Below are 17,231 nucleotides of genomic sequence, written 5' to 3'. Positions count from 1 at the left end.
ATAAAACCTTTCTATTCTTTACAAAGTGTTTTTATGTACTTCAAACTACCAGAGTTGACTATCCTAATCCAACCTTGGGATTTCAATTCTTCTAGTGAATATTGTTGCAAAATACGGTTTTCGGGATAGCGTTCATAAGTTTTTGAATTTACCCAATAATAGGTAGCTATTTCAAAATCAACCACTTGTCTGAATCCAAGAACATGATAACTCCGTCCGTCAGACCAATCTTTGTCAGCATAACTCATGATATCATCTGGTTGGTTTTCATGCATAAAAGCCTTCATAAGTTTGTCCATTCCTCCTACCACAACATATCCTTGCAATGAGGCAAATCGCAGTAATTCATACGAACGAAAATCTTGTCTATCACCCCACTTCATGGTTCGAGCACCACTAAAACTCGCTACGGCAATCAGTGCATTTTCGTGAGAAGGAAAATTTTCGCCCAAGTATTTCTGGATATATTGTTTTTTGAGAAAAAGTCCATATTTAAGCTTAGCTTGCGTACTTCCTTGTAAATGATGTGTATTGAAGAACGATTCCATCAAAGGTTTATCAATTCTGGACACCACACAATGACGCGCATGTAATCTGGTAAAAAAGCCTAATACACTACGAATTCTTGCCTTGAGAAGTGCTTGCTTGGTGTACCATAAATCTTGCCAAAGACAAATGTATTTGTTACCCGTAGTAGCTGCCAACTGGCTCAATTTGGTACCATAAGATTCCGAAAGTGGTTTTTGCTCCCAATCGTAAATATCAAAAAGAAGAAGTTTTATATTTTTGGTCGGAAAATATATCAAAGGCAAAATCTGTCCTTCCAACTCCTCTACGGTTTTTTCAAAAGGAATTCCCTGCAATTCGAGCCATTGAGAAAGCTCATCAATCCATTCACTATCTGCCATTTTCATTTTATTTTGCCACAAAGATAGTCAATCCTATTGTCGTAAGTTGATAGATGTTACTAGTTAATCGTATATCTGTTATTTGTAGGTGCTTAAAACATAAAGAATGTAGAATTATGATTATAAGCTCCTATCATTTTGCCATGGTTGGAGTTTTCTCCAACGACTCTTGCGTTAGCAACAAACCAAAGATTACTTGTATAATTGAGCAAACTTAATGCTGTCGCATATTTGTTGAAAATAACTCCAACAAAGGCCAAAATACAGTTTTACGATTTGTTTAATCATTCCTCGTGCTCATATTATTTTGTAATAAAAATAGAGAAGGCTTTTTTCTAAATACATTTTAGAGCAAAAAGATACATAAATGCAAAAAATTCATAATTTTGTTAACAGTACCTATTACTAAGCTTAATGTTTTGATTAATTATCCGCCAATTATTAATTTATTCATCTTAGTGTACAGAATTATGCGCATAATCATAAAAATAATATCTTTTTGGAGTCTTCTTGTCTGTTATTCTTCCTATTCACAGAACTGTAATTGCGATATTACCATAAGCAAAGCAAATTATTTTGACCCTTCTAATTTACCAGTAAAGCCCGGACAAACTGTATGTTTTAGCGCAGGTAATTATACCGAAATTCGATTTAATAATATCAAAGGAACCGCCACACAACCTATCAAAATCATCAACTGTGGTGGAAAAGTAAACATCACTGGGTATAATGTGGGGGTTTTATTTTCGGACTGTAATTATGTTCAATTTTTAGGCTCAGGCGATGCTACTGTGAAAGAAGGTTTTGGGATCAGTGCCACTGCCGATGCATCCATGGGGATCAAAATAGAAGGAACCAGTAGCGATATCGAGGTAGCTAATACAGAAGTGTCACATGTGGGCTTTGCGGGAATCATGGTCAAATCTGACCCTTTTTGTGACCAAAGCAACTGGGAAGGGAATTTTGCGATGTTTAATATTTTGATACATCATAACTATATTCATGATACAGGCAGCGAAGGCATGTACATTGGTAGTTCGTTTTGGAATGAAGGTCAGGAAATCACTTGTGATGGTAGCAAAACTTTAGCTTGGCCTCACCTGATTTATGGTTTAGATATACATCATAATAAAATATTGAGAACCGCCGCCGAAGGAATTCAGTATGCGTGTGCACCCGATGCAAAAGTCCACCACAATGAACTTCAACATACAGGCTATAATCCATTTTCAGTATATCAAGTAAATGGCATTCAAATCGGAGGTGGTGCAGGAGGAGACTGCTACAACAATATTATTCATGATGTCAACGGCACCGGTATTATTATGCTGGGTGGTTTGGGAAATCAGCAGGTATATAACAACCTAATTTACAATGTGGGTGGGAATGGTATTTTTTCAGATACCCGACCGCGTTCTTCTGAAAATACCTTCGTTCGAATTATGAATAATAGTATCATCAGTACCAAGGGAGAAAGTATTAAACTGTATAGTAATATTCAACAATATGAAGTATACAATAATTTGCTGCTCAAAACGCCAACCAATCAATATATCAAAACCAATACAACCGTAAAATCTATAGTCTCGAATAACTTTACTGATAAGTCCATCGACAACGCAAAGCTACAATATTCCAACGATGACAACTATAAGCCAAGACTTTCCTCTCCATTAGTAAATGCAGGAAAAGATCTATCTTATCTTCGAATCAGAACTGATTTAACAGATACGCTTCGACCGATTGGCGGCGCTTACGATATTGGTTGTTATGAATATACGGGCAACTGGACAGTTGATGATTTCATCCCTGTTCAAGAATTACCAACCTATCCTAATCCTTGCAGTTCAATTCTTTTTGTACGCTTGGAGGCAGAAAGCCAATTTTTCAATGTGAAGATTTATGATGGTGCAGGAAGACTGGTGCAGGAACACGAAAATATGATTGCAGAAAACAACCTTCTTCCCCTAGACATGGCAGAGCTATCCCCTAATCTTTACCTGATTTCGGTCACTCCCGCTACAGGAAATGCTAAAATTGCTCCAGTCTATCGTGGAAAAGTGTTGAAGGTACCTTGATTCTTCATTTATTGAATGGAGATTGAGTGATTTCATTTTTTTGATATCTCTATTCCAGCGGTAGAAATGTATGGCTGAAATCCAAATCAAAATCACTCATTCTCTATATCCCCAGTCAATTTGAATACCTACCAAAGGTATGTTCATACAAGCAGCTACCCCATCTAAACCTCCTGAGTGTTTTCCTTTTTATACAATGCAATTTTGCGATATAAATCGTCAGGATTAAAAGGCTTGGAAATGTAATCATTCATACCCACCGAAAATGCTTTATCCTTAATATCAAGCATGGCTGAGGCTGTTAAGGCAATGATTGGAATCTGCGCGAATCTATCATTACTTAACGCTCTGATACTTTTGGTTGCCTCATAACCGTCCATTTCAGGCATTTGTAAATCCATCAAGACCATATCATAGTCTGATTGTTGTACCATTTGAACAGCGAGTACGCCGTTTTCGGCAACATCGCTTTCAATATCCCATCGCTTAAAGAATTGTTGTGCTACTATAATATTTATTCGATTGTCATCAGCAATTAATAATTTAAGTCCTTTCAAACTTGGGTGTTTTTGGTTTGTCATATCAGGTTCAGTACGTTTTTTAAATTGGAATGAACTATTCTTCAGACGAAGGTCAAAATAAAATGTTGATCCTTCCCCTGGAGCACTTTCTAGTTGGATTTTACTGCCTTGTAATTCCAACAATCGCTTCGTAATGGTCAACCCTAGTCCAGTGCCTCCGTATTTACGGGTAGTTTCTGAACTGGCCTGCGTAAAACTGTCAAAAATAGAATCCCATTTGTCTTGAGGTATACCGATTCCTGTATCTTTCACCTCAAACGTTATAGTGGTCGAATCTGCATCTTTTTTCAGAATTGATGCCGAAATCGTAACACGTCCATAATCTGTAAATTTCACCGCATTGGAAACTAGGTTAGTCAGGATCTGACCTATTCTCACCGAATCTCCTTTTACCGCCTCAGGAAGATCATCCTCCATCAACAGTTTCAACTGAATCCCTTTATCAATAGCCTTTTGCAATAAAGCAGCTCGGATATTAAGCAATAAATCTTTCAGGTTAAAATCAACTTCTTCGAAAGTAATTTTACCTGCCTCTATTTTGTTAAAATCAAGAATATCATTGATTAACACTAATAAATTCTCTGCTGAAAACTTCAAAATTTTCAAGTATTCAGCTTGATCCTCTCGCGCATTTTGCATCAACAAATGTGTAATTCCAATCACAGCATTCATTGGTGTACGTATTTCATGGCTCATCGTTGACAAAAACTGTGTTTTGGCAACTGCCGCTTGTTCTGCCTCCTCTTTGGCGAGAATAAGTGTATTTTGGGCCTCAATTTGATCAGTAATTACATCAATACAAATGATAATTCCACCTATTTCACCTGCATCCATATACCACGGACGAACATCCCAGCGTATCCATTCTTGCTTGCCATCTGTACGAGTAAAGGAATCACTTTCAGAATGATGAATTTCTCCCTTCAAACACAAATCATTAATCTCTTTCCATTTTTGGGGAATATATGGCAAAACCTCGTAATGATTTTTTCCTACCAAATCTTGTTCTTTAATGAGCAAAGAATCTATCCAATGCTGACTGTAAGCGATATAATTCAATTTGGTATCAAAGATTGCTATAGCAGCAGGCGTATTTGTAATAAAGCTGGCAAACTGCTCTTGCTTAATTAATATTGCTTCTTGGTCTTTTCTTTCTTGCGTTATATCCAAGATAGCACCAATAATTTTATCTACTTTCCCGCTTTCAGAAATGGTTGGTTTTCCGATTTTTCGTATTACCTTCTTTTTGCCATTTTGCAAATTAATCAGAAGCTCAATTTCAAACTCTTCTTCAGTTTGAATAGCCTGCTCTAATACCTGTTGGTAATGTGCCTTTGCACTTTCATCTATCCAATCAAGCGGATTGATTTTGGGGAAACTAGAAACATTTTCTATTTCAAATATCTCACAAGCCGCCGACGAATAAGTATTAGTATAGGTTGACAAATCCAGCACCCAACTTGCCGAATGAGTGAGTACCTGCGTTTCGGCGAGTAAAAGTTGCGTATTGGCAAGTTTTGCCTCCGCTTTTTTTCTTTCAGTGATATCATGCCATACCACCAAAAGTGCATCTTTCTGATTTAATCGAATGGGATTGAGTGTTACCTCAGCCAAAAAAGTTGTGCCATCAAGGCGCTTGTGTAGCCACTCAAAACGATGATACCCATTTTGACGCGCCAAAGCATCCATCTTTTTAGACTTTTCAAATGAGGTAATACCATCAGGTTGAAAATCAGGTGAAAAATGAGCTGGATGATATCTCAAAAGCGTCGCCTTGTCGTCGCATCCTAGCATTTGGACTGCAGCTGCATTACAATCAATAATACCATTTTCATCAAATACCAAATGTGCGTCAGTCGATCGCTCAAATATCACATTGAGGCGTTCGTCAAATAACTTAAAATCAGTAATATCTTGTATGATGCCAAATACTTTTGTCGAGGATATGGTAGCGCTTTTTAACTCTGCAATAATTCTAAACCAACGCCCAGTTCCAAGGCTTTTATTTGCCTCAAACTCTAGGGTAAAAGTACTGTAAGAGGGAGATAAAGCTTTGACATTGCGTTCGAATGAAAGAAAATCATCGGTTTGAGCAAAAATACCCTTCAACCCTTCCCAATCCACCCGAGCTGATGGCTGATGCAAAATCTTAAGAGCGGGATGATTGAAATAAAACCAATTTTTGCTAAGATCGAATTCCCAGGCACCACTCTTGCCTAACTGCGACGTATGTTGATAGAGTTTTTCTTCCCTTTGAGCACCCAATAGTTGTAAAGTTTCTTCTGTAATGTCGATAAAACTACCGACTACAGCTTCAACTGAAAAGTCGTTGAGGAGGTTTCTGAATCCCGCACGAACATATCTAACTTCCTGATTGGGTAGTTTCAAGCGCCATTTGAATGAAATATTTCGAGGCTCAATCGTTTGAGATAATTCTTCGAATGCGTTTTGAAAAGCAAATAAATCCGAAGCGGACAGGTAGTCATACCAAAAAACCTCCGAAGCGTTTAATGTTGCCTCGGGGGGATATGCCAGAAGATTGAGAAGAGTAGGATTACATGAGTTCAGATTGGAGCTTGCATCCCAAAGCCAATATCCAACAAATGTATCCTCAAATATATGATTTACCAGATTTTGCATAAGCAACTGTCCACAAATAATCTTAACGGTTGGAAGTTACTATTTGAAGCTGCTTGTATGTGTCTATGTAAATGACGGCAAAGAGAATCATAATAGTAAGGCTAGGATATAACTATCTCATTTTCAACACAATAATTTTAGTTAAGTCAAATATGAGAATTATAAAAAAAACTGCAAAAATCATACCAAACAAAAGTTAACATTTGGTAATAAAAAATCATTTTTGACGATTAACCCTACAATACAACAATCATCCTCTGTTTAATGACAATTGATTTGAATATTCTCCTAAAAAGATTCTGGATGAACTTTATTTTTTACGCTTGTAACAAGAAAGGTATACCGCGTTACTACGATGCCCTTTTTCTGTAATCGTATAATATTCTGCAAGGTCCTGAGAAAAACTTACCGCCTCCCCTTGGGACTCTACTTCATAAGGCAGTACGGTTGCAGGATGCTGAAGTGCTTGAGCAATGGTTTCGTTAGGAGATTTTTTCCAGTAGAAAATATTTTTATAGTTTTTGACCAAAATTTCATCCCCTCTATTCGAAACAGTACCTGAGGTGATAAACAAATCTTGTCGTGAAGCCTTATCGTCTGTAGGTTTTTCTTTTGAAGCATTCAAAATTCCAACAAATTCGGCCGTATTCACCTGTTGAGTAGACTGCGGATATTTGAGACGGTAAATATGCTTTTCAGCTTCTCGGTTTGAAATAATAAAAATATCTTTTGTAATAGGATCTATTAGTAAACATTCGGCATCTTTTCTACCATCAGGGTATTCAAATTCAATGGTCTCAATCTGGCTTACCGTCAATTCGGGCTTTTCGGCCATGATTGGTTCTTTAAAACGATAAATAAATTTTGTAGAATGCCATTTAAAATTATCCCCAGTATCCGAAATATAAATTTCTGAAGAAGTGCCGTCTTTAACCACAGCAATATCTTCCCAATCACGATTTTTGATACCCTCTAAATGAAGTTTCTGAAACCCATTCCCTTTGGCATTTATCAAAAACAATACATTGTCGCCTCCGCTATCATTGTGTACCCAAAACTTATGTGGATTTTGGTAAGAGGCAGCCAAGCCAGAGGCTTCATCAATCTCTTGATTTTCAATCCAATATTTAATCGGAGTATTTACAAATAAGGTTGAATCACTGATGGGTAATTTTACCTCACGATGCACTTTTTTCTCACAGGCGATACAGGCAATGACAAACAGTATTGGTAAATAAAAACGACTTTTCATGAGTATGGTTAACAGTTTACTAAAGACTAAGCAACCCAATTTTGGCAGCGTGGGTAAAAATATCCTTAAAGATAATTAGAATTCTTGAGTTGTAACGAGTAGGCTGATTAAGCGGGAGGATATCAAATAAAAGAAGTTCGTTTAAAGCACTAAGAATAAAATATAAAGTTCTATTTATCAAAAACTTAAGTTAGTAAGTAATCGTGCAGAATTAGATTTAAGTTATGTGTTTAGGGACAAGGCAACAGGCACAAGGCACAGAGTGTTAAAGTGTTTTTTATTGCCCACAGTCATGCTTTTTTCCAAAACCCACCGCCGAAAGCCGATATCTGAAAGCCCCAAGCATAATCTTAAATTTTATTTTGCCCACTAACTTACTCAAAATAAAATTTAAGATTGAGCTTTGGGTGGTGGGCTTGGGAAAGAAGAACGCTATAGGTGCGAAAACCAACAAAATAAATTGCAGTCTTTCGCATCTATAGCGTTCTATATAATAATTTAGAAAAACACCTAGCCTCAATCAAATTATCTCCCCATAGAGCAGATGAAAATGATTGATTTCTAAAGCACTTTTCTGGACACTGATATATTACTGTTTTGTTTTGGTCTTCGTATTGGAAGTAGACGCAGGCTTGGTTGTTGCTGCTTTTTTAATGATAATTGGCTTAGCATTGATAGCACCCAAACTTCCCACTTTAGGAGTAGGTTCTTCTTTGGGCTTAGGTAAATTTACCCTTGTCAAAGTAGCCCTTGGGTCAAGTTTTTCACTTTCTGCAGCATTGGTTGATTTAGATGGCGCAGCCACAGCGTTGTTTTCTACTGGTTTGGCAGGAGTTGCTGCCTTTGTAGTTGTTGGTACTTTTTCTTCAGAAATCCCCTTTGCTGAACGTATACCATCTTTTTCTGGAAATGTTCCAGGCTTTGGCTTTACAAATGGACGTGCACTTTCTGTTTTTTGTGCAGTTGGGGTTGCAATTACCGTAGGTTTGGTGCTGTTTACTGCTTTTTCAGACACTACTCCCGTACTTACTGAGGCTTTACGTTTATACAAAACGTTTTCCCCTTGCAATGACTCAAAAATTAGATCTGTAGCCAAATTCATATACATGATTTTTTCCCTAGCTACAATCTGGTTTGTTTTGAGATCGATAACACGTAAGACAATACTACTGTTAGGTTCAATCAGAAGCTCAGAACTCTCCTTGATTGCGGTACGAATACCCTTCACTATCGTATAAATTTCATGATCAGGAATCTTATAAACCCCATGAAAAGTCACTTTAGTTGGCTTATCATTTGTCGCTTGAACGACCGTATTGAAGGCAAATATAGGTTGGGTGATAGACAATACTGCCAAATGGGCTGCTAGGAAAAGTTTTTTCATTATAATACGTCTGTTAAGTGGTCGAAAAGAATCCACCAGTTTTAAAAGTTATAACTAAGTATGGCATTTTAAGGGTTCATGCCTTTTACTCAAAAGTTCTTATTAATAATTACGGTTTGCCTTGAAAAAGTGCTTATTACCAACGCAAATTGTATATTTTTGTTGATAATCAAAAATATATTGCTTTCGTCATTAAAGTTCGCTTACCACTCCTTTGGAGCAATAAACCAGTCTTTGTTTTATTTTAACCGTCAATCTATACGATATACTTTAAAAAACTACTATGAAACTCCCCGCTCTCTTTACCCTAAAGGGATACCTACGTCCTGATTCACTCGACAATACATCTGTTTGGAAAAGCCTTGGATGTATTGCTGTAGTTCAAACGATCTTGGTTGCTACTTTAGTAACGTTATTCAGTCGTTTAGATTGGATAGTTTTTGAAAAAATTACATTACTAGGCTTCAAATTACCATCATTTTGGCTGATTGCAAGCATCATTATTTTTACCACATCACCATTACTATTCGTTTTTCATAAAGCAAGTTCTTGGTTTCCATGGAGTATTATTTTCTTTGGTTACTTCGTTGCCGAACTCTATCAGTACGAGCTTAATGCTACTGCGTCACATCCCGCATGGATATTTCATTTTGACAAATTTGCTTTCTGGCTTCCTGACCATTTTACCAAAATCGTATTTACCGTTCTCTCTTTATCCAAAATCACTAGTATTCTTACGCTATTTTTAGCTCGTTTGGTGGCTGGTATCTTGTGGGGGACACCTATCGTAAAAGGTGCTTCAAAAGAGCAATTTGAGCAATTATTCGGAAAGTCATGGGCTACAGAAACGATTGCAAAACCTAAGCGAGATATCGGCTTTTGGCTATTGCGATTGGCAGGATTTGGGTATTTAGGCTTTTGGGGCATTTTAGCCTTAGGACAGCTCGGGGCAAGTCCTTGGCCAGATTCCCTTCAATACATGATTAATATGGGAAATGCCAATTTAGCTTTGTCAATGAACACGTACATCAAAGAATGGCTTATGATTATGCTCGCCTTCTTGGGTGCTTATAACATTGCATTACGCTATTATGTTTGTGTCGTATTGGTAGCTGGTCATTTATTTTCGACCCTGTATACGCTTATTTTTTACCTAAATCCATCAAGCACTATTAGTTACCGAGACTACCTGCTTACTTCTACTTTTGTAGAGGGAAGCTTGCTCTCAATTTTCATATTTGTCATGGTCAAGTACCGTGCCAACCGAGGCGATTTTAAAGCAATAAAAGAGATTCCAATAAACTTTTCGATTCCGCTTACTCTACAGAAAATAGTCTTCACTGGACTTACTATTATCTGTATTTTAATAGGAATGAGTATGTTGGCATTCCGCATTTGGGGAAATCCCACAGAGGGTTGGGGACTTATTTTTTCGGCTCCAGATCCTATGTTGGGCAATACCATAACGTTGTTTGTGTCATGGGCAGCAATTAGTATTTTGTTAGTCAACAGAATTTCTCTCAGACAGCATTTTACCAATCTCATCATATTCCCGATGGTACTTGGAGCTATTTTAGGCTTGGTTTGGATTATTTTTGCTGAGGTAAAAGTCATAAATCAATATGGTATATTCGAGCATATCGATTGGTATTTAGGACTTTATGCTTGTGTGTTTTTGCTCATTGCAGGATTGTTGGCCTTTCTTCGTAAACTTTACTATAAAATTGATTGTGGAATCAATACCTTAAGTCCGTCGGCAACAGATAATATTCGTGCGCTTGTGCAGGCTTTAGGGGCAGAACAAAATCAATTATTGGGTGACGAGAAAAATCTTTCCTTGATTACCAGCTCAATTGATCAATATATTTCTGGTATTAAAGGTAGAAAACGTGGTATTCTGAATGTGCCTTTTAGTTTGTTGGAACATATTTTCAATACACTTTTTGGCATGAAACCACCATTTTCGTCCATGAATCGTGATGAACAAAGGTACTTCTTGAATCATTATATTTTCAGAAATGAATGGCAACGAAAATCTTCAAGTGTACCTGTAATTTCGGAATTTGCGTATCAAATCGGACTTTCTTTGAATGCTTTGACACAGTTTGCTTTTTACACCAACGCCAATGTCAGACATTCGATTGGCTATGTACCTGCCGATGCACGAGACCGCTTGCAAAGCAATGGCGCTTTATTTAACCCTCCATTTCATGAAGTTGCTCCATTGCCAAAATCGCCTAACGACACCAACAATTACGAACAAATTCAGGATCTCAAAATTCCTGCGCCAAGGGTTTCTACGCCCACGCATGAAGCAGATTTGCCAGAAGAAGTTGATTATCTCATCATAGGTTCGGGAGCAGGTGGTGCTAGTGCTGCCTATCGTTTGGTTGAATGTATCCAAAAAGAATTTACGGATGCTTCAGGGAAAATAGATGAGCAAAAAGTGAGGGAAGCGGCTAGTAAAATAGTAGTAGTTGAAAGAGGTAGCCGCTTACAACCACGTCAAGATTTTCAGGATAATGAGTTTGACATGATGAAGAAAATCTACAAAGAAGGTGGTCTTCAACAAACAAACCAGTTTACCATGACGATGCTGCAAGGCGAATGCGTGGGAGGCACAACAGTGAGTAACAATGCGGTATGTTTTGAAATGCCTGAGTCAGTGGCAAAAATTTGGAAGGAGGTCTATGGTATCCCGGTAGAAGAAATTTTCAAGGAATACCCGACGATAAAAAGTGAATTGAATGTAAAACCACTGAATCCACTCGGTATAAATGAAATTGTAGCCGAAAAATTTAGAACTGGCGTCGAGGAGTATAATCAAAACCCTCCTTTGGGGGCTTCCAAACTTACAGAACCAAAAGTCTTGGAAGTAAACCACTTAGAAAATATTGGTGATGGCAACTGGAATTTGGGCAACAAAAAACTACGCAAGCGTTCGATGTTGGAAACCTATATTCCGTGGTCAGAAGCTTGGGGGGTGAAAGTAATTGCTAATTGGACTGCCTTACGTTTACAAAAGAATGACACGGGCACCAAGGCGAATTCTGTACTCTTACGTGCCGACAACGGTGCTATTCGTGTTGTGAAAGTCAATAAAGCCGTTATTATAGCTGGTGGGGTTATTGCCTCGAGTCATTTTTTGATGCGTAGCGAGCTAGACAATCCACAAATCGGACAGCAAATCAGTTGTAATTTTGGGATGCCACTAGCTTTTGAGTTTGATGAACCTATCAAAGCTTTTGACGGAGAACAAATTACCTTATACAGTCATAGCGAACAACCTGATAGTAAAGTTGTGTTTGAGACCTATTTCAACCCTCCTGCGGCTTTTGCGTTGGCTTGTATGCCTTTTGTTTTTGAGCGTAGAGATGATTTTATGAAAAATTATGACAAGCTTCTGAACTTTGGAGGGCTTATTGGTTCGGATGCTATGGGGAGTATTCAGCCTAAAGCCAATATTCTGAACGGACAGGCTTTTGATTGGACTTTGAGTGAAAGTGATGTCGAAAACATCAAATATGCGATTGTTACGCTGGTAAAACTTGGTCAAGCTGCTGAAGCAAAAAAGGTCATTATTCCTACCAAACCTGGCATTTTACTCAATCTTCAAAATAGTAATGAGGTCAATGATTTTATCCAGCATTTTGAAACCTATCCTTTACAATTGACAGACTTGTTTATGGGCACGGCTCATCCACAAGGAGGAAATAAAATGGCGAGTCAACAACATTCTTATGAGAGGGTAGTTGATGAAAATTTTGCGGTAGTTGGATTGGACAATGTATATGTTGCCGATGCTTCTGTATTTCCTACCAGTATCAATGTCAACCCTCAACTGACTATTATGGCGATGGCTTCGTTGGCTGCAAAGAAGATTTTTGCCAAACACCGTTAGCGTATTTCGGATATCGGATATTTGATTTCGGATTTGAGAGAAGCTTAGGTTTTTCTCAAATCCGATTTTTTGTTTTTAAGCATTAATCTTACGTCTGCACTCAACAATCTACTTAACATCCTTATTTTAAACTAAGCGTATTTCCCTCCTCTTCACGATATTGCCCAGTATCTCCTAACATTTCCTTAACAAAAGGCACACAATCCTAATATAGCCTTAATTCTTAAGTACAATTCTCCTAAAACTGCGATAATAATTTTGTACCCAAGTTTCTTTAACGGACATACAAATAAATTATTCAAGATGAAAAAGATTTTTACTTCTATTCTTATCGCTGCAACTTTAGCGAGTTGTACCACCACCGAAAACGAGTTTTTTGTTAATGAAGATGCTGCTACTTTTGCAGAAGTAGGCTCGATTGATATTGGAGAAACAGGTGCAGCAGAAATCTCGGCTTATGATCCTCAGACAAAACGCTTGTTTGTCGTGAACAACAGTACCGTCAATAAAATTGATGTTTTGGACTTTACTGACCCTAGCAATATCAAAGTAATTTCTTCTATACTAATTGCGCCTTATGGTGGTTATGTAAACAGCGTTAGCGTAAGCAATGGTAAATTGGCTGCAGCTATTGAGTCTACAGACAAACAAGCGCCAGGCAAAATTGTGGTATTTAACACGACAGATTATAAAGAGATCAAATCGATTACCGTTGGTGCATTGCCCGATATGGTTACTTTCTCGCCAGATGGCAAATTTATCTTGTCGGCTAACGAAGGTGAACCAAATGCAAGCTACAGCAATGACCCTGTGGGTAGTATTTCCATTATTTCAGTTGACGAGAACTATGCAGTTACAACCCTTGACTTTGCAGGATACGAAGGGCAACTTACTGCTTTGAAAGCAAAAGGCTTCAGAGTCTATGGGCCTAATGCAAGTTTGGCAAAAGATGTTGAGCCAGAATATATTACTGTTTCGAGTGACTCTAAAACGGCTTGGGTAACTTTACAAGAAAATAATGCGATTGCTAAAATCAGTATTGCCTCAAAAACCATTACTAATGTATTTCCGTTAGGTTTCAAAAACTACAATGTGGATGGCAACGAAATCGACCCTAGCGATAGAGACAATACCATTGCTTTTGGAAAGTGGCCAGTAAAAGGCATGTATCAGCCCGATGCTATTGCCGTTTATGAGGCGGGTGGTGTACCGTACTTGTTTACAGCAAATGAAGGTGATGCCCGAGAATATGATACATTTGTAGAAACACTCCGTATAAGTAACGCAAAATTAGATGCGACTGCTTTCCCGAATGCTACAACACTTAAAACTGCCCCAGTGCTAGGACGCTTAAATATCACATCAACGTTGGGCGATACCGATGGAGATGGCGATTACGATGAGTTATATTCATTAGGCGCTCGCTCATTTAGCGTTTGGAATGGTAACGACGGTTCGTTGATTTTTGACAGCAAAAAAGAGTTAGATACTCAGTGTGCTACAGCGGGTCTTTATGATGACACAAGAAGTGACGACAAAGGTGTTGAGCCAGAAGGTATCGCAACAGGAATGGTAGGTAATAAAAAAGTGGTATTTGTAGGCATGGAACGTTCGGATGCAGTGGCAGTTTATGACATTACTAATCCAAAAGCGCCTGTTTTCTTGCAATTACTCAAAACTGGTGATGCGCCAGAAGGTGTTATGTTTATTCCTGCAAAAGATAGCCCGACCAAAAAGAGTTTACTAGTTGTAAGTAGCGAAAATGACGGTGTAATCAAAGTTTTCCAACCGAAGACCATTATGTAGATTTTATGAAATGGATTGCGGCAATCAGTTATCCGCAATCCATATCTTAAGAGAGTTTTTTATAAGCCAATATAGCCAATAATCCGAAAAGCAAACAACCTATTCCTATAATTGCATACTGCCAGATTTTGGGAAATAGCACCACCTTCCCCGAATCTCCGATTAAGACTATACCACTCCAGTAAAAGGGCACATTAGGGTTAAAAGGTTTCCTGAGATAATCCAACTGAGCTTTTTGTAAAGCAATATCTTTTTCATAACCATCAGAAAGATACTTATAGAACAATTCCGTGATTTGATAGGTAGCATTGTTATCTACACTCCATAGGGTTGACACGGTACTTGGAACGTCCAAGTTAGCAAATCCTCTGGCAAAACTCATAATTCCTTCTCCTGTAGCATTTTTCCCAATATTGGTTTGACACGCAGACAACACAACCAAATTAGCCTGTAATTGTGGTAATCGTTGGAGTTCATTTAGGCTAAAAACAGAATCTTGAAAATAAATGGTTGACTCTGTTGAATCGGCCTTCCCATGCGTAAACAACTGAATTATATCATAGTCGGCTATATCCTTCTTAAAATTTGCTTTTGAGGCTTTATGATAGGTCAGCAGCGTTCCTGTAAAATAGTTTTTCTCGATATGCTCAAGTGTATGGTCTGAGTTAAATAGCTTAGCAACCCCCAATTTTTCATCAAAATTGACGGGTGCAACTCCCAATAATTTCGTTCGACCGATATTTACTCGATTAGTATTTTTGAAAAAAACATTAGCAGAATACGCATAGCTAAAACTATAATCTTTTATCAAAAATTCAGAAACGCGCCAATCAGGCAATAGCGACGCCATCGAAACAAAGTAGTTATCGTGCGAAACAATTACGCGTCCTTTAGGTAGCTGAAAAGGCTCAAAAATATGCTTGTATAGCGCATATGAAATCTTTTTGAGGTAGTTAAACTCCTTTTTGGTTGCGGTATTTCTACAAGTCAATAACTGTTTTTGATAGATATTGACCGCATCAAGATATGATTTGAGCGCAATCTTTTTTAGTCTTACCTGTGCTGATGTTACCGAAATAGCATACACTGCTTCGTTGCCAACAAAGTATTCTAAAAAGGATTGATCATTAGCTTTAAGTTTTTCTTGAAGCTCTTTGAGCGAAATATAATGATGGTTATACTTGAGTTTCTGGTAAGCTGGATTTACTTTTTCTGTCGAGTCAATGAGGTTGTTTAATTGGTCTTTATAGGCCAAAAGCTTACGATTTAGCTGTTGGTAGATCCCACTCTTGGTATTCAGCTTTTGGAGCTGCTCCTTCATGGATTCTATCTCAAACTGGATTTTTTGCTTTCTTACTTTTACTTCATAGGGCAACTGATCATTGGCTTCTAAATCCTTTAAGGCATCGAGAAGAAGAATGGCTCGACTCTTTTCAATAAAATAGAAAGCCTTTTCTACATCTTTTAATTTGAAGCTTACTTCAATCGCTTTTTCATAAAAATAATGGGTATTTTCTCTCCAGAATAATTTAGAGTTAATTTCCGTATGTTCTTTACGCATACGATCAATCAGCGTATCTGCTTGTAATTGAAAATATTGTACTTTTTTTAGATTTCCATATTCTAAGGATAACCGAATACGGTAGTCAAACCAGTACAAGAGATCTGATTTTTTGCCTTCATAAGTATCTACTACCGACTGATACCCAAGTGCGTTTGCTGCTTTTTGAATATAAACCTCAGATTTTTTTAGTTCTTTTTGTTGTCTAAAATTATCCGCTTGATGCAGATAATATTTACTTTTTTCATAAGCTACAAACGAGTTTTTCTCAAACAACTTGATAAGTTCATCATACTGATTAGTAGATGCTTGATAGTTACCTTGCTTTTGAAAACAAGAAGCAAGCATATTATCTGCTTCTAAATTTTCCAGATTATGCTTTAATCGTACCGCAACTCCTTGTGAATAATATTCCCTTGCTTTAGCAAAATTGTGATTTCGATAATAGTATTCACCCAAATTGGTAAACACATAGAAATAGAACATTTTCTCTTTATAGTTGATACTCGCTTTGCGTAGCTTCTCTCCCACCTCTGTGATTTCTTTAATGGGAGCATTTAGCTTCACTTTGGCATTCATCAAATTGGTTAATAATCCTAAGTATACTTCGACATCGCCTTTTTGATTGACTTTATCAATACCCTTCGTACACCATTCGATAGCCTCTTGATAAGAACCATCCTCCACCAGAATGCGTGAGTATAAAATCCAACTTTTATCAACAAATTGAAAATCTCTAATTTTGTTTTTTTGGAAAATTAGTTTGCGAGTAGCCTGAATATCATGAAAAAAATACCACTGATAAAAAGCATGGATATACCAAACATAAGCCCACTCCTTATCAGGCAAAGACCCTAGCTTTTCCCAGCGCTTTGCTCTAAATACACATAGTTTGTAGGCCTCTTCATACTTTTTCTGTTTTTCTAATTGTAAAAAATATTTTTCTGATTTTTTATAATATAAAAATTCTTGGTCAATACTTTGAAGCGGCGTCTTTTTCAAATTTTGCTCAAATGATTGAACCTCTTGAATCAAATGTGTATTTACAGAAAAGGTAAAGTAAGGCCAAAGAAAACTGATAAAAGCTATTAAAAAACGTACTATTTTGCTCATATAATCC

The 17,231-nt window shown here is 37.4% G+C and carries 8 protein-coding genes; 3 read left to right on the top strand and 5 right to left on the bottom strand.

Features of this window, described 5'->3' with window-relative positions:
* Window positions 1–11: 11 nt before the first annotated feature.
* On the bottom strand, window positions 12–908 hold the full coding sequence (locus BWI92_RS14240; protein ID WP_141234789.1) for a hypothetical protein: 897 nt from the start codon (window positions 906–908) through the stop codon (window positions 12–14).
* Between the two features lie 470 nt (window positions 909–1,378).
* On the opposite strand from BWI92_RS14240, the gene BWI92_RS14235 reads away from it, so the two are divergent.
* The gene (locus BWI92_RS14235; protein WP_141234788.1) at window positions 1,379–2,986 is read left to right on the top strand and encodes a right-handed parallel beta-helix repeat-containing protein; all 1,608 of its coding nucleotides are present in this window, start codon (window positions 1,379–1,381) and stop codon (window positions 2,984–2,986) included.
* Between the two features lie 164 nt (window positions 2,987–3,150).
* Here BWI92_RS14235 and BWI92_RS14230 read toward each other — a convergent pair whose 3' ends face one another.
* The 3 genes from BWI92_RS14230 to BWI92_RS14220 all read right to left on the bottom strand — a co-directional run bounded on the left by BWI92_RS14230 (window position 3,151) and on the right by BWI92_RS14220 (window position 8,843).
* Complete coding sequence (locus BWI92_RS14230; protein WP_095163928.1) at window positions 3,151–6,207, bottom strand: PAS domain-containing hybrid sensor histidine kinase/response regulator; 3,057 nt, start codon at window positions 6,205–6,207, stop codon at window positions 3,151–3,153.
* Between the two features lie 310 nt (window positions 6,208–6,517).
* Window positions 6,518–7,459, bottom strand: coding sequence for a hypothetical protein (locus tag BWI92_RS14225; protein ID WP_095163927.1), 942 nt, complete (start codon window positions 7,457–7,459; stop codon window positions 6,518–6,520).
* A 589-nt stretch (window positions 7,460–8,048) separates the two neighbouring features.
* Window positions 8,049–8,843, bottom strand: a complete 795-nt coding sequence (locus BWI92_RS14220) for a hypothetical protein (protein ID WP_095163926.1) — start codon at window positions 8,841–8,843, stop codon at window positions 8,049–8,051.
* Window positions 8,844–9,126: 283 nt separating this feature from the next.
* On the opposite strand from BWI92_RS14220, the gene BWI92_RS14215 reads away from it, so the two are divergent.
* The gene (locus BWI92_RS14215) at window positions 9,127–12,744 is read left to right on the top strand and encodes a GMC family oxidoreductase (RefSeq protein ID WP_095163925.1); all 3,618 of its coding nucleotides are present in this window, start codon (window positions 9,127–9,129) and stop codon (window positions 12,742–12,744) included.
* 303 nt (window positions 12,745–13,047) lie between these two features.
* Complete coding sequence (locus BWI92_RS14210; protein ID WP_095163924.1) at window positions 13,048–14,550, top strand: choice-of-anchor I family protein; 1,503 nt, start codon at window positions 13,048–13,050, stop codon at window positions 14,548–14,550.
* A 46-nt stretch (window positions 14,551–14,596) separates the two neighbouring features.
* Here BWI92_RS14210 and BWI92_RS14205 read toward each other — a convergent pair whose 3' ends face one another.
* Entirely contained in the window at window positions 14,597–17,224 is a 2,628-nt protein-coding gene (locus tag BWI92_RS14205; RefSeq protein ID WP_176464428.1) for a CHAT domain-containing tetratricopeptide repeat protein, read from the bottom strand.
* Window positions 17,225–17,231 lie beyond the last annotated feature (7 nt).

It is taken from the genome of Flectobacillus sp. BAB-3569 (genome assembly GCF_002270355.1).
Lineage (GTDB): Bacteria > Bacteroidota > Bacteroidia > Cytophagales > Spirosomataceae > Flectobacillus > Flectobacillus roseus.
This window is presented reverse-complemented; position numbering and strand designations above follow the sequence as displayed.

Excerpts from the sequence above, each read along its gene's own strand:
- BWI92_RS14240 (WP_141234789.1), bottom strand. The coding sequence starts at position 908 with ATGGCAGATAGTGAATGGATTGATGAGCTTTCTCAATGGCTCGAATTG.
- BWI92_RS14235 (WP_141234788.1), top strand. The coding sequence starts at position 1,379 with ATGCGCATAATCATAAAAATAATATCTTTTTGGAGTCTTCTTGTCTGT.
- BWI92_RS14230 (WP_095163928.1), bottom strand. The coding sequence starts at position 6,207 with ATGCAAAATCTGGTAAATCATATATTTGAGGATACATTTGTTGGATAT.
- BWI92_RS14225 (WP_095163927.1), bottom strand. The coding sequence starts at position 7,459 with ATGAAAAGTCGTTTTTATTTACCAATACTGTTTGTCATTGCCTGTATC.
- BWI92_RS14220 (WP_095163926.1), bottom strand. The coding sequence starts at position 8,843 with ATGAAAAAACTTTTCCTAGCAGCCCATTTGGCAGTATTGTCTATCACC.
- BWI92_RS14215 (WP_095163925.1), top strand. The coding sequence starts at position 9,127 with ATGAAACTCCCCGCTCTCTTTACCCTAAAGGGATACCTACGTCCTGAT.
- BWI92_RS14210 (WP_095163924.1), top strand. The coding sequence starts at position 13,048 with ATGAAAAAGATTTTTACTTCTATTCTTATCGCTGCAACTTTAGCGAGT.
- BWI92_RS14205 (WP_176464428.1), bottom strand. The coding sequence starts at position 17,224 with ATGAGCAAAATAGTACGTTTTTTAATAGCTTTTATCAGTTTTCTTTGG.